Consider the following 14813-nt stretch of genomic DNA (forward strand, 5'->3'; position numbering starts at 1 on the left):
TCCGCATTGTAGCAATGCTGACAAGAAGGCCGCGCACCGTGGGGAGGTGGGGTGGCTGTAATCACTATGCCCTGCAATGCCGAAGTACTGTAGGGTGGACTCCCGAGTCCACGCGGAAATTAGCTCAGCGTTATACATGAGCGGAGCCAGACGAAGCTGCATAACCGCGCGGTCACCGCTCGTGTGTCGTTAGCGCCTCAGGTGTAACCCTGTCAACACTGTGCGAAGATCCGCGTGGACTCGGGAGTCCACCCTACAAATCCGGCCTGCGAGCTACCCGCGCCGGCCGCCGCTGACGCGCTCGATGCCACTCAAATCGCGCCAGCTTTGCACGTCGGTATAGCCGGCGTCCGCCAGCAGGCTGCGTACCGCGGCGGCCTGGTCGTAGCCATGCTCGAGCAGCAGCCAGCCGCCCGCGACCAGGTGCGCGGGGGCGCCATGGATGATCGTGCGCAGGGCCGAGAGACCGTCGGCGAAATCGGTCAGCGCGCCGCTCGGCTCGAAGCGCAGGTCGCCTTGTGCCAGGTGCTCGTCGCCGGCGGCGATGTAGGGCGGGTTCGAGGCGATCAGGTCGAATGTTTCGTCCTCCAGCGCCGCGAACCAGTCGCTGCGCAGGAAGCGGACCCTGGCGCCGTTGCGCTCGGCATTGGCGCGCGCAACGGCCAGCGCCGCTTCGCTGACATCAAGCGCGGTGACGCTGGCGTCCGGCCGCGTGTGAGCGACGGCGACCGCGATGGCGCCGCTGCCGGTGCCCATGTCGAGCAGGCGCGTGGTGGAAGGAATGGGTGCAAGCCGTTCCAGCACCAGTTCGACGATCAATTCCGTATCCGGACGCGGAATCAGCACGGCGGGACTGACCTGGAACGGCAGCCCGAAGAATTCGCGCTGCCCGACGATGTAGGCGATCGGCTCGCCACCCAGGCGGCGCGCCAGCAGCGCGTCCAGCTGCACCGCTTCTTCCTCGTTCAACACACGTTCCGCATTGGTGATCAGCCCGACGCGGGTGAGGCCCAGCGCATGGCACATCAGGATGCGGTTTTCCAGCGGATCGAGCGGCAAGCTGGCCTGCAGCGCCTTGACCGTGGTGCCGGCGACAACTTTCATCGCGTGCGCCGGCTTGCGAACAGGACCCAGACCAGGCCCAGGGTCAGCAGCACGAACCAGACCGCCGACCATTGCGGAATCGACAAGCCGAACAAGCCGTCGGTGGCGCTCTCGCACAAGCCTTCGGCCTTGAACAGCCACGGCATCATGGTGGCGGTCGGGATCGTGTTCAGTGTCGTTTCCATCGGATCGATACCGCAGGAAAAGCCGGGATTGGCCAGCACATATAAATGCTTGCCGACCGTGCCGAGACCGCCGAGCGCCGCCAGCAGCGCCACGCCGGCGCCGGCGCGGATCTTGCCGCTCAGCGCACCGATCAGGGCGGCGAGGCCGATGCCGATGAAGGCATAGCGCTGGATCACGCACAGCGGGCAGGGCAGCATGTCGTGCACATGCTGCAGATAGACGGCGGCGCCGACCAGCGCGAAGCTGACGAGGGAAATGAGCAGTAAAACGGAGCGGGAACGTGGCATCACGTGGTGGCTTTCGTGGTGAGAGGATGGCGGCGATTCTCGCATAGGTCAGGATCGCCGCCACATTTTCACATTGGCAAGACCTTATTGTCTTAACGCGACCTTAATCGCCCAGCGCCGCCAGCAACTCCGCCTGGTGCTCGGCCGCCAGCGCATTGGTCAGTTCGGTCAAGTCACCGTCCATGATGAAATCGAGTTTATACAGGGTCAGGTTGATGCGGTGATCGGTCAGCCGTCCCTGCGGGAAGTTATAGGTGCGGATGCGTTCGCTGCGGTCGCCCGAGCCGATCAGACTCTTGCGGGTGGCCGCTTCCTTCGACTGCTGCTCGCGCAACTGCACGTCTTTGATACGCGCGGCCAGTACCTTCATCGCCTGCGCCTTGTTTTTATGCTGGCTGCGGTCGTCCTGGCATTCGACCACGATCCCCGTCGGCAGGTGGGTGATGCGCACCGCCGAATCGGTTTTGTTGATGTGCTGGCCGCCGGCGCCCGAGGCGCGGTAGGTGTCGATGCGCAAGTCGGCCGGGTTGATGTAGACGTCCTCGACCTCGTCCGCCTCCGGCATCACGGCGACCGTGCAGGCCGAGGTGTGGATGCGTCCTTGCGTTTCGGTGGCCGGTACGCGCTGCACGCGGTGGCCGCCCGATTCGAATTTGAGTTTCGAATACACGCCGTTGCCGATCACGCGCACGATGACTTCGCGGTAGCCGCCCAGGTCCGAACTTGATTCCGACACCATCTCGACTTGCCAGCGGTTGCGTTCGGCGAAGCGGGTGTACATGCGCAATAAATCGCCGGCGAACAGGGCGGATTCATCGCCGCCGGTGCCGGCGCGGATCTCAAGAAAAATGTTGCGCTCGTCGTTTTCATCCTTCGGCAGCAGCATTTTCTGCAGGTCGAGGTCGAGGGCGCCCAGGCGCGTTTTGGCCGCTTCGATTTCTTCCTGGGCGAATTCCTTCATCTCCGGGTCGGCCAGCATCTCCTGGGCCGTGGCGATGTCGCCATTCGCTTCCTGGTATTGGCGATACAGCGCGACCAGCGGGCCGATCTCGGCGTGCTCCCTGGTCATCTTCCGATAATTGTCCATGTTGGCGGTGGCGCCTTCGTGGGTCAGCAATTCGTCGAGTTCGACCAGGCGGTTCGCCAGTTGGTCGAGCTTGGCCAGCATCGATGGTTTCATGGTGTTTTTTGAGAGCAGAAGAGATGACAGGAGGGCGCAAGGGCGCCCGGATGCGCCCGTGGACGGCGCAACTGCAAAAAATAAACGACGCTAACGGCGGCCGCGGAACAGTTGCGGCAGCAGGTTCGCCAGGCGTGCGCGTTCGTCGCCTTCGGCGCGGTGCAGCGCCTGTTGCGGGCCATGCAGGAATTTCGCGGTGAGACCCTTGGAGAGCGCTTCCAGCACGGCGTCGACATCCTCGCCCCTGGCCAGCAGCTTGCGCGCGCGCTCAAGCTCGGCCAGGCGCAGCGCCTCGCTCGACTCGTGCAGTTGCTGGATCACCGGCACCACGGCGCGGTCGCCGATCCAGTGCATGAAGGAGGCGACCCGGGTCTCGATGATGGCTTCGGCCTGGGCCACGGCCGCTTGCCGGCTTTCCATGCCGGTTTGTACCACTTGCGCCAGGTCGTCGACGGTGTACAGGAACACGTCGTCGAGTCGCGCCACTTCAGGCTCGATATCGCGCGGAACCGCCAGGTCGGCCATGAACACCGGGCGGTGGCGGCGCGCCTTGATCGCACGCTCGACCAGGCCGAGGCCGAGCAGCGGCAGCGTGGACGCGGTGCAGGAGACGACGATGTCGAACTGCGCCAGGCAGTCGGGCAGGTCGGCCAGGCGGATCGCGCGCGCGTTCAGGCGGGTGGCGAGCGATTCGCCGCGTTCCAGGGTGCGGTTCGCGATCGTGATCGATTTCGGGTTGTGCGCGGCAAAGTGGGCGGCGCACAGTTCGATCATCTCTCCGGCGCCGATGAACAGCACGTGCTGGTCGGCGATGCTGTCGAAGATGCGTTGCGACAGGCGTACGCAGGCAGCCGCCATCGACACGCTGTGGGCGCCGATCTCGGTGGTGGTGCGCACCTCTTTCGCCACCGCGAAGCTGCGCTGGAACAGCTGGTGCAGGTAAGTGCCCAGGCCGCCGGCCTCTTCGGCGGTGCGCACCGCATCCTTCATCTGGCCGAGGATCTGCGGTTCGCCCAGCACCATCGAATCGAGCCCGGAGGCGACGCGGAAGGCGTGGCGCACGGCATCGTCCTGCGGCAGCATGTACAGGTGCGGGCGCAGTTCGGCGAAATTCAGGGCGTGGTAGTGGGCCAGGAACTGGGCCGAGGCGTCGAGCGGATTGGGCACGCCGCTGGCGGCATACAGCTCGGTGCGGTTACAGGTGGAGAGGATCGCCGCCTCGTCGCCGCCGCCGCCAACGTCAGCACCCTTGAAGCGGCTAAACCATTCGCGTGCCGAGTGCACCGCACGCCCCAGCTGCTCGGGTCCGAGCGCCAGCTGCTCGCGCAGCGAGACGGGGGCGGTGGTGTGGTTCAGGCCAACGGCGAGCAATTGCATGCTGGGGTGAAAAGAGGAAGACGGTGAGCCGCATTATACCCCCATGCGCGCGGGGTGTAGCGTGGGCCGGGCCACGAGAGGCGCCCTGTGTCCATGGGAAGCTTGCACGAACAGTATCATAGGGGGAGGTCCGGCTGGGCACGGGGTACCCAGCCGCGGAAAATCAGGCGGCGCCGAGCTTTTCGAGGCGGTAGCCGTAGCTGTACACCGGCACCAATCTGAAACCGTTTTCGGGGCGCAGGCTGAGTTTATTGCGCACGCGCGAGACGTGGGTGTCCATGGTACGCGACGGTACGGCCGTTTCGCGCACCCAGACGGCTTCGTGAATATAGGCGCGCGACAGCGGACGGCCAATATTGCGGAAGAACAGCAGGGCCAGATAAAACTCTTTCTGGGTGACGTCGATGACGCTGCCATCCTTGAGCAGGCGCCCCGGACGCGTTTCGAACACGTAGGAGCCGAACTGCAGCTGTTCGGTACCGGTCTGGGAAGGGTAGGCGCGGCGCAGCAGGGCGGACACGCGCGCCACCAGTTCGCCGCGGCGCAGCGGCTTGACCAGGTAATCGTCGGCGCCGGCGGCCATGCCGGCCACGATATCGTCCTCGGCATTGCCGCTGACCAGGAACATGGCGGGCGCTTCGGGCGCCATCTTTTCCTTGGCGCGGCGCAGGATGTCGGCCGCCTCCATATCGCCGGCCGGCCAGTCCATGATCAGGAGATCGGTGCTGTCCTTGCGCATCTGCGCCAGCATATCCTTGCCGCTGTCGAAAAACTGGCAACTGTGGCCAGCGGCACTGAGCACCTGGCAAACCAGGTCTGCCTGACTACGGTCATTATCAAAGACGGCTATTCTCATGGCGGCACATTACTTGTCAAATTCGTACTGTAGGATGAGTCCTACAACGTTAAACCGACTATATCAGACTTTGACAAAATAATGCTAATCGCAAATTTTCATTTTTTACCGAAAGAAGAAAAGTGTCGGACGCGCCCAGCGTTTTCTCAGCCATTCTCACTCTATGCGCGCTCAATTCCGGCAGTTTTATGAGAGTGTTCCTAGCTTGAACGATTGCCGCATAAAAGCAACATTAATAGCCAAAAAACAACAGTGTTGCAGGATTTTACTAACTTGCTGGTACATTTTAAAGAGTACCTGATGTCGGGCTAGCGTGCTGTCCTACATTTAGCCGAACAGGGTAAGGCATGCCGGCAAGGTGAACAAGATGGCGTCGCAAAAGAAAAAGGCGCCCGATCGGGGCGCCTTGATGTGGGAGGAGTGGCCGGCGTCAGGCGTCAGGCAGCACCACGTTGACGTCGAGCACTTCCAGGTTGCCCTGGCGGTCGAGCGAAATCTTGATGTCGTCCGCGTTGACCTTGGTGTATTTAGAAATCACTTCGATCAGTTCGCGGTGCAGGGCCGGCAGGAAGTCGGGACCGGCGCGGTTGGTGCGCTCGCGCGCGATGATGATCTGCAGCCGTTCCTTGGCCGCGGTCGCGCTCTTCTTCTTTTCGGGGAACAGGAATGAGAGCAAGGCCATGTCATTTTGCCCCAAAGATGCGCTGCAGCAGGCCCGGCTTTTCATAGTTGGTGAAGCGCAGTGGACGCTCTTCGCCCAGGAAGCGGGCGACCACGTCCTCATACGCCTCGGCCACGTCGGTGCCTTTGAAATGGATCGCCGGATTGCCCTGGTTCGATGCGTGCAGCACCGATTCCGATTCCGGGATGATGCCGATCAGCGGGATGCGCAGGATTTCCTGCACGTCCTGGTAGGACAGCATCTCGTCGTTTTCGACGCGCTTCGGCGAATAGCGGGTAATCAGGAGGTGTTCCTTGACCGGCTCGCCGCCGGTCTGGGCGCGGCGCGACTTGGCCTGGATGATGCCGAGGATGCGGTCCGAATCGCGCACCGACGACACTTCCGGATTGGTCACGATCAGCGCCTCGTCGGCGAAGGTCAGCGCCATCAGCGCGCCATGCTCGATGCCGGCCGGCGAATCGCAGATGATGAACTCGAAATCCATCTTGACCAGCTCGTTCAGCACGCGCTCGACGCCGTCTTCCGACAGCGCATCCTTGTCGCGCGTTTGCGAAGCCGGCAGGATGAACAGGTTGTCGCAGTGCTTGTCCTTGATCAGGGCCTGGTTCAGCGTCGCCTCGCCATTGATCACGTTGACCAGGTCGTACACCACACGGCGTTCGCAACCCATGATCAGGTCGAGGTTACGCAGGCCGACGTCGAAGTCCAGCACCGCGGTCTTGTGGCCGCGCAGGGCCAGCCCGGTGGAAAAGCTTGCACTGGAGGTGGTTTTGCCCACGCCGCCCTTGCCGGACGTCACAACAATAATTCTTGCCACAAAAGTGTCCTTTACAGTATCTGGTCAGTAGCGCGCTTGTGCGCCCGACGAAGCCGGAGTCAGCGATGCGAAGTCATGGATGATATATCGATCCGGTCGCCGACCAGGCGAATTTGTGCCGGCTGGCGTGCCAGCTCGGCCGGGAAGCCGTCGTCGAAGGTACGGTACACGCCTGCGATCGACACCAGTTCCGGTTGCAGCGACAAACCGAAGATGCGCGAATCGGCATTGCCGGAGGCGCCCGCCAGCGCGCGCCCGTGCATCGGCGCGTACACGTGGATGCTGCCGTCGGCAATGATCTCGGCGCCATTGTTCACCACCGCCGTGATGATCAGGTCGCAGCCGCGCGCATACACGCGCTGGCCGGCGCGCACCGGCGTGTCGACGATCATCGCCGGCAGGGCGACCGTCTGCGGCTGGGGTGGCGCCGGCGCCGGTGCGGGCTGCGGTGCAGGCTGCGGCGCCGCGGCAGGTGCATTCGCCGCCGCGGTGGCCGCGGCCACGTCCTCGCGTGCGCGCTCGGCGCCGGCTTGCCCCTCGTCGAGCGCCAGGCCGCGCGCCTTGATGGCCTCGAACATGGCCGGCGTCGCGCCGCGCACGGCGACCGCGTTCAGGCGGTATTTTTTCAGCAGGTCGACCAGCGCGCGCCAGTCGATATAGGTGTGGTCGCCGGCGAGCGCGCCGACGTCGATCACCGCGAATTCATCCTCGAAGAAGTCCGAGACGCCGCCGGTCATCTGCTGGAGGGCCGCATCGATCGCAATCGGATCGACCGAGTGCAGGATCGCCGAGATGGCGACGACCGTGGAAATCTTGATTTCGATGGGCAGGCTGGACGGGCTTTTCGACATAAACGGATCAGGTTGGATTAGCCCGTGCATTCTACTGTGAAATGTGCTGAAAAGGGCAGCATTTCCCTATCATTCCATAGGGCAATGGAGGCTGCGAAAGTGTTCAATATTTTGCCGGAAATCACCCTGTGGAAACCCCTTATCAACCTGACGGCATTACTGGTTGTTTTCCGTGGATAAGCTGATAAGATTGACTTCGCTCAAACGTAAACGCAGGCGTGAAACCTACCATTCGAGGTTTCCGCCAGGCCGAATCGGCAGCCCTGCACCGTATCCGGGTGTACATGCCATCGCTACAGAGCATCGAGTGTGTGAAAAAATCGTCAGGGCAAGGGATACGAACGCCCGGCGCGCCGCCGAAGACAGTACGTGGGTACGGCAAGGCGGTGCAACGCCGCCATGGCGATTTTTTCACGCACTCGTAGCGAGCTATCGCTGCCCCCTTCAACCCTGGCCAAGCCAGAATACCGGAGACAATAATGGAAGACGTCGTCATCGTAGCCGCAGGCCGTACCGCGGTCGGCAAATTCGGCGGCTCGCTCGCCAAAGTCCCAGCGGCCGAACTCGGCGCGCAGGTCATCCGCCAGCTGCTGGCGAAAACCGGCATCGACCCGGCCACCGTCAGCGAAGTCATCATGGGCCAGGTGCTCACCGCCGGCGCCGGCCAGAACCCGGCGCGCCAGGCCGTCATCAAGGCCGGCCTGCCCGACATGGTGCCCGCCTACACCATCAACAAAGTCTGCGGCAGCGGCCTGAAAGCGACCCACCTGGCCACCCAGGCGATCCGCTGCGGCGACGCCAGCATCGTCATCGCCGGCGGCCAGGAAAACATGAGCGCCTCGCCGCACGTGCTGAACGGCTCGCGCGACGGTTTCCGCATGGGCGACGCCAAACTGGTCGACACCATGATCGTCGACGGCCTGTGGGACGTCTACAACCAGTACCACATGGGCGTCACCGCCGAAAACGTCGCCCGCAAGTACGAGATCTCGCGCGCCGAGCAGGACGAGTTCGCGCTGAACTCGCAACTGAAGGCCGAGGCGGCCCAGGCCGCCGGCAAATTCAAGGACGAGATCATCCCGATCGAGATCCCGTCGAAAAAGGGCACCGTCGTGTTCGATACCGACGAGTATCCGAAAGCGGGCAGCACCATCGAGGCGCTCACCAGCCTGCGTCCGGCCTTCAACAAGGAAGGCACTGTCACCGCCGGCAACGCCTCCGGCCTGAACGACGGCGCCGCCGCCGTGATCATGATGAGCGCCTCCAAGGCGCGCGAACTCGGTCTTACCCCGATTGCGCGCATCAAGGCGTATTCGTCCTCGGGCCTCGATCCGACCATCATGGGCATGGGCCCGGTCTCGGCTTCGCGCCTGTGCCTGCAAAAGGCCGGCTGGACCCACGACCAGGTCGACCTGATGGAAATCAACGAAGCCTTTGCCGCGCAAGCCGTGGCGGTCAACAAGGAAATGGGCTGGGATACGTCGAAGATCAACGTCAACGGCGGCGCCATTGCCCTCGGCCACCCGATCGGCGCTTCCGGCGCGCGCGTGCTGGTGACCTTGCTGCACGAAATGGTCCGGCGCGATGCCAAGCGCGGTCTTGCCAGCCTGTGCATCGGTGGCGGGATGGGCGTGGCGCTGGCGGTCGAGCGCGACTGACCAGGGTAGTTCTGCAGTTCGGTTCGGATAATAAAACATAGGAGAAGACAACATGGCACGAGTAGCATTGGTAACGGGCGGTATGGGCGGCCTCGGCGAGGCAGTGTGCATGAAGCTGGCGGCACTCGGCTATACGGTGGTCACCACCCACTCGCCGGGCAACACCAAGGCCGAGGGCTGGCTGGCCTCGATGCGCGACCAGGGTTTCAATTTCAAGGCGTATCCGTGCGACGTGGCCGACTACGATTCGGCCCAGGCTTGCGTCAAACAGGTCGAGCAGGAAGTCGGTCCAATCGACGTGCTGGTGAATAACGCCGGCATCACGCGCGACATGACTTTCAAGAAGATGGACAAGGTGAACTGGGATGCGGTTATCAAGACCAACCTCGATTCCGTGTTCAACATGACCAAGCCGGTCTGCGACGGCATGGTCGAGCGCGGCTGGGGCCGGATCATCAACATCTCGTCGGTCAACGGCCAGAAGGGCGCCTTCGGCCAGACCAACTATTCGGCCGCCAAAGCCGGCATGCATGGTTTTACCAAGGCGCTGGCGCTGGAAGTGGCGCGCAAGGGCGTCACCGTCAACACCATCTCGCCGGGCTATATCGGCACCAAGATGGTGATGGAAATCCCGAGTGAAGTCCTGGAAAGCAAGATCATCCCGCAAATCCCGATGGGCCGCCTGGGCAAACCGGACGAAGTGGCCGGCCTGGTCGCTTACCTGTCGTCGGACGAAGCGGCGTTCGTCACCGGCGCGAACATCGCCATCAATGGTGGTCAGCACATGTCGTAAGGGGCTTGCGCATTGAAACAGTAGCACCGTGTCGGCGAGCAGCCGAACGGTGCTTTTTTTATACCAGGTGAACTGCATAATCTGCGGTTACCTGACCAAAACAGCGCAGTGTTTGATCGGTCACGGCAGCTTTTCGACAACGCCGATAAGTACGGCAACTTGCTCGATCAACTCGTCCACGAATCCAGAAGTAACATCCAAATCACCTTCGTACTCGGCAAGATTGCGCTTTCTGTGCGCCTGGTCGAGCAGGCGCCACTGTTCGGCCGTAAATCCAACCGTATGTTCCAGGCACTGGAAAACGATAAAACGGTTTTCACTGCGATAACCGTGTGCGCGCAGCGCCGCCAATGCGGCCGCGTGCGCAGCGTTGTAGGCAAGATCAAAGCGACTGACAAGCGAGAGGCTGGGGATGCGCGCATCCTGCAAGCGCTCGATTGCGGAACGCAACAGGCCGGCGCGCTCATTGGGATCAGGCGCTTCAGGCTTGAGCTGGCCGATCGTCGACAAATTTTTCAGTTTGGACGAGCTCATTTTCCGCCCCCTTGATGAACAATTTGGGCTTGGCGAGTACACGCAGTATAAAGGAGCGGCGCTCGCGCACGCGTTGGAAGAATTCCTCCGGCGTGTACAAGGTCGGATTGACGCTACGGCCGAGTTCTACCCGGGCCGGCTCCAGTGCACGCAATAGTGCCGCATTCGACAATGCAGCGCTGATCACCATCAGGTCGACGTCGCTGTCGGCATGTTCGGTGCCTTCGGCTACCGAGCCATACACGAATGCGACGTCGATGTTGTCCCACACGGGAGCGAGGGCGGTACGCAGAAGATCGGCGGCTCCCAGGGTCTTGCGGACAATCGCGCGCAATTCCGCAAAAATCGGACAACGTGGATTTGCCTGATAGTGCTTCTGGTTGCCGATACGTTGCGTGCTAAGCAACCCCGCCTTTTCCATGCGAAGGAGTTCCCGCTGTACCGCGCCGGTACCTATGCCGGCACGGGCAATCAACTCGTTTGCGTAAAAAGACCGCTCGGCCTGGCCGAACAACATTCCCAGCAAGCGCTGTTGGGTAGACGTAAAAAGAAAGTCGAGAAGCATACTCATTTTGGGAATGATAGTACCCAAAATGGGAGTGGTCAACGCGGTTTCCCAAGAGCGTGGCCGGTTTGCGCCGGTTTTTGTATCCTGTGTGCAGAGACCACTCCGATGCACGCCATGACCATTGACTCCCAGCCCGACGCCCAAGCCGACGTCCTCGCCCTACCGAAAGCCCTGCGCTACGACCACTTTATTCGCCGCGTGGCCGATACCGGCCGGGTCTGGGGCCTGGTCAACGACGGCTGGGCGATCGGCAAGACCGACGATGGCGCCCTCGTGTTTCCGCTCTGGCCGACAGATGCGCTGGCCCAGCAGTGCGCCGTGCTCGAGTGGACGGGTTACATCCCGCAGGAATTCGGCTTGCAGGAATTGCTGGAAGAATTGCTGCCCCAGCTCGAAGCCGACGGCATCCTGCCCGGCATCACCTATACACCCGACGAGTACGGGCTCACTCCCTCGCACGCCCAGCTGCGCAAGGACCTGGCATTGCGCCTGCGCCAGCGCGCCGGCTTGCCGGGCCAGTCTGGCGATTGAGACCATGCACACGCTCCCATACGACGGCCTGGCGCTGGGCGCCCTCGACGAGCAACTGCTGCAGCCTGGTATGAAAGGCTTGCCGATTACGGAGCCATTGCGCCAGGGCGCGCTCGGCGTGCAGGGCTGGAACGTGCTGCACGCGGATACCAGCTTCCCGGTGGCGGTGCTGAAAACGTCGGCTTTGCGCCATAACCTCGACTGGATGAGGCGTTTTTGCGAACGCTACGGGGTCACGCTGGCGCCACACGGCAAGACCACCATGAGTCCGCAACTGTTCGGCGCCCAGCTGGCCAACGGCGCCTGGGGCATCACGCTGGCGAACGTCACGCAGCTCCAGGTCGCGCACCGCTTCGGGGTGCGCCGTGTGCTGCTGGCGAACCAGCTGGTGGCGCCGAGCGACATCCGCAGCTTGCTGGCGCTGCTGCGCGGCGACCCGGATTTCGACTGCATCGTGCTGGCCGATTCGCTGGCGGGTGTGGCGCGCCTGGCCGAGGCAGTGGCGCTGCATCCGCTAATTCGGCCGCTGCCGGTGCTGGTCGAACTGGGCTTATCGGGTCAACGCGCCGGCTGCCGTTCGCCGGAAGCAGCGCTGACGGTGGCGCGTGCCATCGCCGGCGCCCCTGGCTTGCAACTGGCCGGCTTCGAGGGTTACGAAGGGCTATTGGTGAGCGACGACCGCGGCGCCGATCTGGCGCACGTCGACGCCTTTCTGGCGCAGCTGGTCGCACTGGTGCGCAGCGCCGACGACGAAGGGCTGTTCGTCGGCGCCGAGATATTGCTGTCGGCCGGCGGCTCGGCGTATTTCGACCTGGTGGCGCGCGGCTTTGCCGCCGTGCCCGGCCTGTCGCGGCCCGTGCGCGCCGTGCTGCGCAGCGGCTGTTATCTGACCAGCGACCATGGCACCTACGAACGCATGATCGGCGAATTGAACGCACGCGAAACAGAATCCGACGGCCTGCGGCCAGCCCTGGAAGTGTGGTCGATGGTGCAGTCGCGCCCGGAGCCGACGCTGGCCATCCTCACCATGGGCAAGCGCGACGCCTCGTACGACGCCGACCTGCCGACGCCGCTGCTCTACCACCGTCCGGGACCGGGCACGCCGCACGCGCTGCCCGCCGGCTGCCGCATCGACAAACTGAACGACCAGCACGCCTACCTGCGCCTGCCCGACGGCCACCCGCTGTGCACCGAACTGGCCGTGGGCGACCTGGTCGGCTGCGGCATCTCGCACCCGTGCACCACCTTCGACAAGTGGCCGCTGCTGCTCGCCGTCGACGACGATTATCACGTGCGCGGGGCCTACAATACCTTCTTCTAAAGCAGCGGCCGGGTAAGCTACAATCCTTGCCTGAACTTCAAGAAAGCTGCCATGCCCGCCACCCCGCCGTCGCTGTTTCCGCCGATCCAACCGACTCGCCACGGCATGCTGGCGGTCGATGCGCTGCACACGATTTATTGGGAAGAGGTCGGCAATCCGAACGGCATTCCGGTCCTGTTTCTGCATGGCGGTCCGGGCGCCGGCCTGTCTCCCCAGCACCGGCGCTTTTTCGATCCGCACGCCTACCGCGTGATCCTGTTCGACCAGCGCGGCGCTGGTAAATCGACGCCGCTGGGCGAATGGAAGAATAACACGACCGCTCTGCTGATCGAGGACATCGAGCGCCTGCGCGTCATGTTCGGCATCCAGCGCTGGCTGGTGTTCGGCGGCTCCTGGGGCTCGACCCTGGCGCTGGCCTATGGCCAGGCCCATCCGGAGCGCTGCCTCGGTTTCATTTTGCGCGGGATTTTCCTGTGCACGAAAGCCGAGGTCGAGTGGTTCCTGTACGGCGTCCAATGGTTTTATCCGGAACTGTACGACGAATTCATCGCCCCGATCCCGCTCGAGGAACGGGCCGACTTGCTGGGGGCGTATGCGCGCCGCCTGCTGTGCGACGACCCGCGCCTGTACTGGCCGGCGGCGCGCGCCTGGAGCCGTTTCGAGGGGCGGCGGGTGTTCCTGCTGCCGCAGGAAGAAGAGCAGCCGTCCGACACGCTCGACCTCGGCGTCGGCCGCCTGGAAGCGCACTACATGGCGAACGGCGCGTTTATCGAAGAGGACCAGCTCATCAGCGACATCGGCCGCATCGCCCACTTGCCGGCCGTGATCGTGCAGGGCCGCTACGACGTGATCTGCCCGCCGCTGGCGGCGCACCGCCTGCACGCGGCCTGGCCCGGTTCGGCCATGCGCATGGTCCCGGACGCCGGCCATGGCGCGCTCGAGATCGGCATCGCGCGCGCGCTGGTCGGCGCGACCGAACAGTTCAAGCGCTACGGACGCTTCGATTGAGCTGGGGCGGGCATATTCTGCCGCGACGCGGCTGCTACACTACGCCTGACGGACAGACAACGTCATCGACAATGCCTCAAAAATGCCAACGCACGTATTCCCATGAATATCCAGATTAGCGACATCGGCCACATGATCCAGCTGGCGATCGCCCCCGTGTTCCTGCTGACGGGCGTGGCCACCAAGCTGACCGTGCTCACCAACCGGCTGGCGCGCATCATCGACCGCACCCGGGTGCTGGAAGACCGCCTGCAGATCGGCCCGAACGACGACTACACCGAAGAACTGGAGACGCTGTACGTGCGCTCGCACCTGATCAACTACGCGATCACCTCGAGCACCGCCTGCGGCTTCCTGGTGTGCCTGGTGATCGCGATGCTGTTCCTGGGAGATAGCGCCAACATCAAGCTCGACCAGTACATCGCCGCGTCCTTCGTGCTGGCCATGGGCGGCCTGATTTCCAGCTTCGTCTTTTTCCTGCGCGAGATTTTTATTTCGTCGCGCTTCATGCGCATGCGCCATGACGCCCACCTGGTGCCGGGCGCGCGCCGCACTTAATTTACTTTTCCACATCGAATCGAGTACCACATGCACGACTACCAGCGCCCACCCACCCTGCACCGCTACGGCATGCGCGACGAACTCGAACAGGCGCTCAAGGAAGGCCTGTTCCGGCTGCAGCCGGCCGGTGGCTTCCTGACCGTGTCGTTCTCCCAGGCCTGGAACAAACGCCTGTTCGAGGTGCTGGGACCGGCCGATTGCTGCCTCGTCATCCACAACAGCGAGGAATTCGGCGAACGCCTGCACCGCGCGGTCCAGCGCGCATTGCCGAACTGGGCCGGCATCGACGGCGCCGTCGAATACGGCAGTCGCTCGCCGCTGGGCGCGGCGTTCACCAAGACCGGCGCCGAGGCGCAGGAACGCGAATGGAAATTTGCCTGGCGCTCGCTGTCGCCGAATGCCAGCCTGAATCCGGTGACCGTCAAAATCGGCAGCATCGAGCAGTTCGCCGAATTGCGCGCGCCGGAGAGCCATTTGGTGTGATTTTGTAGGGCGGGCG

The 14813-nt window shown here is 63.3% G+C and carries 17 protein-coding genes; 7 read left to right on the forward strand and 10 right to left on the reverse strand.

Going from position 1 to position 14813, the window contains the following annotated elements; all coding sequences use genetic code 11:
• Positions 1-273: 273 nt before the first annotated feature.
• The 8 genes from prmC to minC form a co-directional block, all read right to left on the reverse strand.
• Entirely contained in the window at positions 274-1104 is an 831-nt protein-coding gene (prmC, locus tag IFT60_RS13395; protein ID WP_192052472.1) for a peptide chain release factor N(5)-glutamine methyltransferase, read from the reverse strand.
• Complete coding sequence (locus tag IFT60_RS13400) at positions 1101-1577, reverse strand: disulfide bond formation protein B (RefSeq protein WP_192052568.1); 477 nt, start codon at positions 1575-1577, stop codon at positions 1101-1103. The genes prmC and IFT60_RS13400 overlap by 4 nt, the downstream gene beginning before the upstream one ends.
• Before the next feature lie 103 nt (positions 1578-1680).
• Positions 1681-2757 (reverse strand): peptide chain release factor 1, encoded by a 1077-nt coding sequence (gene prfA, locus IFT60_RS13405; RefSeq protein ID WP_192052473.1) that lies wholly within the window; start codon positions 2755-2757, stop codon positions 1681-1683.
• Positions 2758-2847: 90 nt separating this feature from the next.
• Complete coding sequence (gene hemA, locus IFT60_RS13410; RefSeq protein WP_192052474.1) at positions 2848-4134, reverse strand: glutamyl-tRNA reductase; 1287 nt, start codon at positions 4132-4134, stop codon at positions 2848-2850.
• Between the two features lie 163 nt (positions 4135-4297).
• Positions 4298-4990 (reverse strand): response regulator transcription factor, encoded by a 693-nt coding sequence (locus IFT60_RS13415; protein ID WP_192052475.1) that lies wholly within the window; start codon positions 4988-4990, stop codon positions 4298-4300.
• A gap of 430 nt (positions 4991-5420) precedes the next feature.
• Positions 5421-5672 carry a cell division topological specificity factor MinE gene (minE, locus tag IFT60_RS13420; protein ID WP_192052476.1) on the reverse strand — a complete coding sequence of 84 codons (252 nt, stop codon included), beginning with the start codon at positions 5670-5672 and terminating at the stop codon, positions 5421-5423.
• A gap of 1 nt (position 5673) precedes the next feature.
• Complete coding sequence (gene minD, locus IFT60_RS13425) at positions 5674-6489, reverse strand: septum site-determining protein MinD (protein ID WP_192052477.1); 816 nt, start codon at positions 6487-6489, stop codon at positions 5674-5676.
• Positions 6490-6548: 59 nt separating this feature from the next.
• A complete protein-coding gene (minC, locus tag IFT60_RS13430; protein ID WP_192052478.1) occupies positions 6549-7340 on the reverse strand; it encodes a septum site-determining protein MinC in 792 nt (263 codons plus the stop codon).
• Positions 7341-7819: 479 nt separating this feature from the next.
• Between minC and IFT60_RS13435 the strand changes: the two genes are divergently transcribed.
• The gene (locus IFT60_RS13435) at positions 7820-8998 is read left to right on the forward strand and encodes an acetyl-CoA C-acetyltransferase (RefSeq protein ID WP_192052479.1); all 1179 of its coding nucleotides are present in this window, start codon (positions 7820-7822) and stop codon (positions 8996-8998) included.
• A gap of 52 nt (positions 8999-9050) precedes the next feature.
• The gene (gene phbB, locus IFT60_RS13440; RefSeq protein WP_192052480.1) at positions 9051-9791 is read left to right on the forward strand and encodes an acetoacetyl-CoA reductase; all 741 of its coding nucleotides are present in this window, start codon (positions 9051-9053) and stop codon (positions 9789-9791) included.
• A gap of 120 nt (positions 9792-9911) precedes the next feature.
• Here phbB and IFT60_RS13445 read toward each other — a convergent pair whose 3' ends face one another.
• Positions 9912-10325, reverse strand: coding sequence for a hypothetical protein (locus IFT60_RS13445; protein ID WP_192052481.1), 414 nt, complete (start codon positions 10323-10325; stop codon positions 9912-9914).
• Positions 10273-10932, reverse strand: a complete 660-nt coding sequence (locus IFT60_RS13450) for a nucleotidyltransferase domain-containing protein (RefSeq protein WP_229510855.1) — start codon at positions 10930-10932, stop codon at positions 10273-10275. Before IFT60_RS13450 ends, IFT60_RS13445 begins: the two co-directional genes overlap by 53 nt.
• Before the next feature lie 75 nt (positions 10933-11007).
• Between IFT60_RS13450 and IFT60_RS13455 the strand changes: the two genes are divergently transcribed.
• The 5 genes from IFT60_RS13455 (at position 11008) to IFT60_RS13475 (ending at position 14797) form a co-directional block, all read left to right on the forward strand.
• Positions 11008-11424, forward strand: a complete 417-nt coding sequence (locus IFT60_RS13455; RefSeq protein WP_229510856.1) for a DUF2750 domain-containing protein — start codon at positions 11008-11010, stop codon at positions 11422-11424.
• 4 nt (positions 11425-11428) lie between these two features.
• Entirely contained in the window at positions 11429-12745 is a 1317-nt protein-coding gene (locus IFT60_RS13460) for an amino acid deaminase (RefSeq protein WP_192052483.1), read from the forward strand.
• 51 nt (positions 12746-12796) lie between these two features.
• Positions 12797-13753, forward strand: coding sequence for a prolyl aminopeptidase (pip, locus tag IFT60_RS13465; protein ID WP_192052484.1), 957 nt, complete (start codon positions 12797-12799; stop codon positions 13751-13753).
• 102 nt (positions 13754-13855) lie between these two features.
• Positions 13856-14311, forward strand: a complete 456-nt coding sequence (locus IFT60_RS13470; RefSeq protein WP_192052485.1) for a DUF2721 domain-containing protein — start codon at positions 13856-13858, stop codon at positions 14309-14311.
• Between the two features lie 30 nt (positions 14312-14341).
• Positions 14342-14797, forward strand: coding sequence for a hypothetical protein (locus IFT60_RS13475; protein ID WP_192052486.1), 456 nt, complete (start codon positions 14342-14344; stop codon positions 14795-14797).
• Positions 14798-14813: the final 16 nt, after the last annotated feature.

This window comes from Massilia sp. CFBP 13721, from assembly GCF_014842025.1.
Classification (GTDB): domain Bacteria; phylum Pseudomonadota; class Gammaproteobacteria; order Burkholderiales; family Burkholderiaceae_D; genus Telluria.